The sequence below is a fragment of the Pseudoalteromonas sp. MMG024 genome (assembly GCF_021654175.1).
In the GTDB taxonomy this organism is placed as follows: domain Bacteria; phylum Pseudomonadota; class Gammaproteobacteria; order Enterobacterales; family Alteromonadaceae; genus Pseudoalteromonas.
On sequence record NZ_JAKFZO010000052.1, the window covers coordinates 1 to 916 of the forward strand.

Sequence of the window (916 nt, forward strand, 5' to 3'; positions counted from 1 at the left end):
TGTAACCCTCCCATAAAATCAGAATGTTAAAAGTAGAGTTTTCCATTAAAGTAACTTTAGATGGAGAACCACATGAAAAAATCGAGATTTAGTGAAACCCAGATATTTACCATTTTAAAAGAAGGTGAGTCAGGCGTAATGACAGTTCCAGATTTGTGTCGAAAGCATAATGTCGGGCAAAGCACCTATTACAAGTGGAAAGCCAAATACGGCGGCATGGAGCAATCTGAACTTAAACGTATGAAAGAGCTTGAAGAAGAAAATGCCAAGCTTAAAAAGATGTTTGCTGATGTTAGCCTGCAAAACGTGGCTCTGAAAGACATTATCGAAAAAAAGCTGTAAAGCCAGTGGAGCGCAAGGAGTTAGCGCAGTATGCGGTAATTCAACATGGTTTAGGCGTTGTTCTGGCTTGTAATGCCTTAAATATCAGTCGTTGTACTTACTATTATCAACCCAAACTCGTTGACGATGGTGAAATTATTAAAGCCGTTTCTGAGCTGGCTCAAAAACACACACGATACGGTTTTCGTAAGATATTTAAACGATTAAGGTTCATGGGTTATGGTTGGAATCACAAACGTGTTTATCGCATTTATTGTGGCTTAAAACTTAATCTACGGCGTAAAGGTAAAAAGCGATTGCCAAGTCGAGAGCCAGAACCGTTGTCTGTACCTGCTCAAGCGAACGATTGTTGGTCGATGGACTTTATGAGTGACAGTTTATACTCAGGTAAATCGTTTAGAACCTTTAATGTGATTGATGATTACAATCGAGAATCGTTAGCCATTGAGGTAGATTCAAGTTTACCTGCTGAACGAATAATACGTGTATTAGACCGTGTGGCCGAGTACAGAGGCTACCCTAAACGGCTTAGGCAGGACAACGGGCCTGAATTTATCTCACATAAACTTGAGTT

The 916-nt window shown here is 40.0% G+C and carries 1 pseudogene; it reads left to right on the forward strand.

The features are described from left to right. Window positions 1-72 precede the first annotated feature (72 nt). A pseudogene (locus tag L1068_RS21805) lies at window positions 73-916 on the forward strand (IS3 family transposase); the annotation flags it as partial.